The 4,892-nt window shown below is 44.1% G+C and carries 5 protein-coding genes; all 5 read left to right on the top strand.

The annotated features are described in order from the left end of the window. Window positions 1-43: 43 nt before the first annotated feature. The 5 genes from KOSB73_RS26950 to KOSB73_RS26925 all read left to right on the top strand — a co-directional run bounded on the left by KOSB73_RS26950 (window position 44) and on the right by KOSB73_RS26925 (window position 4,628). Window positions 44-1,413 (top strand): IS3 family transposase gene (locus KOSB73_RS26950; RefSeq protein ID WP_094645257.1). Its coding sequence is split into 2 segments (ribosomal slippage): window positions 44-533 and window positions 533-1,413, totalling 1,371 coding nucleotides; the frame shifts between segments, so codons are not numbered across the junction. A gap of 525 nt (window positions 1,414-1,938) precedes the next feature. Continuing rightward, complete coding sequence (locus KOSB73_RS26940) at window positions 1,939-2,511, top strand: cytochrome b/b6 domain-containing protein (RefSeq protein ID WP_001515348.1); 573 nt, start codon at window positions 1,939-1,941, stop codon at window positions 2,509-2,511. Between the two features lie 199 nt (window positions 2,512-2,710). Continuing rightward, a complete protein-coding gene (locus KOSB73_RS26935) occupies window positions 2,711-3,634 on the top strand; it encodes a cation diffusion facilitator family transporter (protein WP_000167917.1) in 924 nt (307 codons plus the stop codon). A gap of 236 nt (window positions 3,635-3,870) precedes the next feature. Then, window positions 3,871-4,158: a type II toxin-antitoxin system TacA family antitoxin gene (locus KOSB73_RS26930; protein WP_094645258.1), complete on the top strand. Its 288-nt coding sequence runs from the start codon at window positions 3,871-3,873 to the stop codon at window positions 4,156-4,158. After that, complete coding sequence (locus tag KOSB73_RS26925; RefSeq protein ID WP_029497408.1) at window positions 4,146-4,628, top strand: GNAT family N-acetyltransferase; 483 nt, start codon at window positions 4,146-4,148, stop codon at window positions 4,626-4,628. The genes KOSB73_RS26930 and KOSB73_RS26925 overlap by 13 nt, the downstream gene beginning before the upstream one ends. Window positions 4,629-4,892: the final 264 nt, after the last annotated feature.

The raw sequence follows: 4,892 nt of genomic DNA, 5'->3' as shown, positions 1-4,892 counted from the left end.
TGCACTGCACCCATTTAGTTGGACTCTCAAATTGGAGAGTCCCATGTCCAGACGTAAGTACACCTTTCAACAGCGCCTCGAAGTGGTTATGCACTATTTCGCTACCGATGAAGGCTATCGCTTAACTTCAGCTCGCTTTAACGTTCCCAGAACCCAGGTAAGAATATGGGTTGCAGCCTATGATGCTTATGGAGAAGAAGGTCTGAAGCCCAGGGATAAGGGCGTATCAATCGATCCCGATATCAGAGTCGAAGCCGTTAAGGCTGTACTGACGGGGCAGATTTCCCAGACGCAGGCTGCTGCGAAATTTAACGTCGCGGGTTCAGCCTCTGTTGGGAAGTGGATGAAGGTGTTCAGCGAACATGGAGAGGAAGGGCTTCGTTCTCTCCGTGTGGGCAAAAAAAGGGCACTTCATATGATTGATGATCCTGTTGCGCTTGAGGTGGCACTGGAGCGTTCGAAAGATAAACGTATTCAGGAACTTGAACAAAAAGTCCGCCGTCTGGAATTGCGGATACTTTATCTAAAAAAGTTGAAAGCCTTAGTTCGGTAAGAGAGAAGGTCAGAATTATCGACGAACTGAGGCAGCACTATCCGTTCGACCAGCTTTTGCAGATAGCTCAGATACCCAGGAGTACGTTTTACTATCATCTGAAAGCACTCCACTCCCCGGGGAAATACGATGAAGTGAAATGCAGAATCAAAGAGATCTATGATGAGAACCAAGGCCGCTATGGTTATCGGCGGATAGCACTGGCGCTCAGAAGAGAGGGAGGAGCGTTAAACCACAAAGTGGTTCAGCGCCTGATGAATGTACTTCGTCTCAAAGCCGCGATAAGAGTTAAGCGCTACAGTTCATGGCGGGGTGAGCATGGGCGCGCTGCTGACAATATCCTGCAACGAAACTTCAAAGCCAGCCGGCCCAATGAAAAATGGGTCACCGATGTCACTGAATTCGCCGTCAGTGGCCGCAAACTCTACCTTTCACCCATTATTGATCTCTTCAATAACGAAGTGATTTCCTACAGTATTTCAGAACGCCCAACCATGCCGATGATCGATGACATGCTCATTAAGGCATTTGCCAGACTTGATGCGGGTACCAATCCGGTTCTTCATTCAGATCAGGGCTGGCAATACCGTCATCGATGGTACCAGTATCAGTTACGAGAGTTTGGCATCGTCCAAAGTATGTCCCGCAAAGGCAACTGCCTCGATAATGCCTGTGCAGAATGCTTTTTCGGGACGTTAAAATCAGAATGTTTTTACACAAGTAAATTTAAGGATATTGATGAACTTAAGAAAGCTATTGAGGATTACATACGATACTACAATACTCGACGAATTAGCCTTAAATTTAACGGACTCAGCCCGGTTGAATACCGTCTAAAGAGCTATCCAGGCAGAAATTGACAAGCTCTGTACAGGGATGCCGTCAGGAAACCTGAACGTCGTTGGACACGCTCATGTAAATGTCTGCTGTGAGCGAGAAGCGGACATTGCAGACTGCCCAGTAGAAAAAGTGCTATCAGAATTATCTAAAGGAAGATCGTATTTACCATGTCTCATTCTAACTGTTTAATAAATTACAAAAATTAAAATTTCCATTTAATATCATCGCGTTAAGCAAGAGAATTAAACCTCTCATTTAATTTATGATTCTTATTTAATTCATGAGTTGGTGTAAAAATAGGTTGCCGCACTATAGAAAGACACATATTTAAACCCAGCAGGAAATCATATTTGAAAGTAATGTGTTTAAGGGGCTGCGTAACAAGAACAGCAAGTAAACACATAGTAATAACAGTTACCATTCCCATTTCGCAAGTGGCCATATCAGAGGTGAACTAATGCCTGCTGCAATTTTAAGAATTAAGGTTATCCTAATAATTCTTTTGTATGATTAAGATCATCGATAAATTTACTAAGGACTCATTAATGAAATTGCGACTCTGGAATCTATTACCCCATGATTACGCTCCTTTTTTTCGTATTCTTCACATCATTGTGGCATTTCTAATATTATCACAAATTATTAACTCTAATCTGACAGAGACCGAAGCAATTGGTGAACATAGTCTTGAAGGAGTTATAACCTGGATGCACATTATTTCAGGGTTAGGACTGATTATTTGTGGTTTTATTATGTTAAGTTGGATGCTTACTCAAAGAGGTTTTACTTATTATTTTTCATGGGTAGGGCTTGACTTTAGTGGTATTAAGCAAGATATAAAAACGTTGACTAGTTTCCGACTGCCCGATGCACATTCGGGAGGTATTGCCAGTACAATCCAAGGATTTGGAGTTCTAGCATTGCTAATTGTAGCACTTTCAGGTGGCCTATGGTTCTTGTTGAATACCATGCAGTCAAATCTGGCTGAAACAGTAATCCACTGGCATAAGTTCTTTACTACTTTCATTGAGGTCTATTTTTATGCACATGGTGCAATGGGAGTTTTGCATATTTTAATTGAAAAATATAAAAGCCGCTCAGTTAACCTAAGTGACTAATCTGTTGTGAGATAATATTACTTCAAGTTGAAGAAAACCCTAAAAATAAAATTTAGTTTACTAGAAGATGAAACAGCACTTGCAGAGACTTTTTAATTAAATTTAATAAAAACGAAAAAATATTCATGGCGAAATGATTGTTTAATTATCTATCATGGATAGAAATGTGAGTTAGTCGTCCTATTTTAGGAAGTTAATAATGACTAAAACAAAAGGGTTACCTCGTCCGCTGACGCACTACGCTTGGCTTTCCATTGCCACGGCTATTGCCACTATCGGACTCAAAGGTGTGGCGTGGAAAATGACCGGTTCGGTCGGTCTGCTATCTGATGCCATCGAATCCGTAGTTAACCTCGCAGGAGCCCTAATGGCGCTCTGGATGCTGACCTTGGCTGCGCTTCCGGCCGATGAGAACCATGCATATGGGCACGGCAAAGCCGAATATTTCTCGAGTGCTTTCGAAGGATTTCTGATCCTATTGGCGGCAGCCAGTATCGCCTATACCGCAGTTGAGCGGATGTTAACTCCACAGCCGCTTGAGGAGATTGGTCTCGGATTACTGGTTTCAACAGTCGCATCAATCCTTAATTTTGTGACGGCTCGCATTTTGTTAAGGGCTGGCAGGCAGCACAACTCTATCACTCTTGAGGCAGATGCTCATCACCTGCTGACCGATGTCTGGACGTCGGTCGGTGTCATTTTTGGTGTCGGACTGGTTTATCTGACCGGCTGGTTTTGGGTCGATCCGATCGTTGCATTGCTGGTCGCAGCCAACATCGTTTGGACTGGTTATCAGCTTATGAGTCGTTCAGCTGCAGGTCTGATGGACGTATCGCTACCCACGGAAGAACTCAAAAAAATCGAGTCACTGCTGGCAGGATATCGTGAACAGGGGCTTGATTTCCATGCACTACGTACACGCCAGGCTGGCGGGCGGGCGTTTATGACAATGCACATCCTAGTTCCTGGGCGATGGACTGTTCAATATGGGCACGACTGGGCCGAGCGTATAGAGAATGATATCCGCACCGCACTGCCTTTTATCCATATCACCACTCATGTGGAACCGTTGGAAGATCCCGCGTCAATGAACGACCAAACGCTCGACATTTCTGATCACTAAACTAACCACATGTCGCTGGTCGGGCAGGGTAACAAACCTCGCTCTACAAAAATTTCAGGTATTCTCTATAATTCTGAGGGTACTTGATGTGACCTGCGCCCAATTGTTGGGCACGCAATATTTTTAAAAAGTCCGCTTCTGGCACAAAGCGGACATCTGTATTCACAAAATTAAAAACGATGACTTCACGTATAGCATTTGCTATACATGGTAGTTATGCTATGCTTGTAAAGCAAATGCTATACAAGGGGTGTCTCATGAAATCAGATGTTCAACTTAACCTTAGAGCTAAGGAATCGCAGCGGGCGCTCATTGATGCAGCTGCGGAAATCCTTCACAAGTCACGTACAGATTTCATTCTGGAAATGGCCTGTCAGGCTGCCGAGAATGTGATCCTTGACCGCCGTGTATTTAACTTTAACGATGAGCAATATGCGGAGTTCATCGACATGCTTGATGCACCTGTCGTAGATGATCCCGTTATCGAAAAACTGCTGGCAAGGAAACCTCAGTGGGACGTTTAACAGCACCAGAACCTTTGTCCGCTTTTCATCAGGTGGCTGAGTTCGTCAGCGGTGAGGCTGTGCTCGATGACTGGTTGAAGCAAAAGGGCCTCAAAAACCAGGCCCTCGGAGCTGCCAGAACATTTGTGGTGTGCAAGAAAGACACGAAGCAAGTAGCCGGTTTTTACTCTCTGGCCACCGGCAGCGTCAACCATACAGAAGCGACAGGCAATCTTCGGCGTAACATGCCAGATCCCATCCCTGTCATTATACTTGCCCGTCTTGCTGTCGATCTCTCATTCCATGGAAAAGGGCTTGGTGCTGATTTACTTCATGATGCAGTGCTTCGTTGCTATCGGGTTGCCGAGAATATTGGCGTACGTGCAATCATGGTTCATGCACTTACCGAAGAAGCCAAAAATTTCTACATTCACCATGGTTTCAAACCATCACAAACTCAGCAGCGAACATTGTTTCTTAGACTCCCTTAATAGAACGCAAAGACTGTTACGTTCAAATCGCTATAAGCACTAATTTGATAGTGAGTCTAAGGTTTAATCAGTAAGGAAAGAATACGACGAACAAAATATTGATGAGACAGGAATCCGCGCGATGTAAGAAAGCAACGGGATGGATAATCCGATTGCGGACAATGTTATTTAGTTATAGCCAGAAACAAAAAAGAGCCCATGTATTAAATGGACTCTTTCTCTGATGCCTCGGTTAATCTGTCCAACTTTTTGGGGTCAGTACAA

Origin of the sequence: Klebsiella grimontii, assembly GCF_900200035.1 — a bacterium.
In the GTDB taxonomy this organism is placed as follows: domain Bacteria; phylum Pseudomonadota; class Gammaproteobacteria; order Enterobacterales; family Enterobacteriaceae; genus Klebsiella; species Klebsiella grimontii.
The sequence above is the reverse complement of the archived record's forward strand: the minus strand, read 5'-3'. Positions and strand labels throughout refer to the sequence as shown.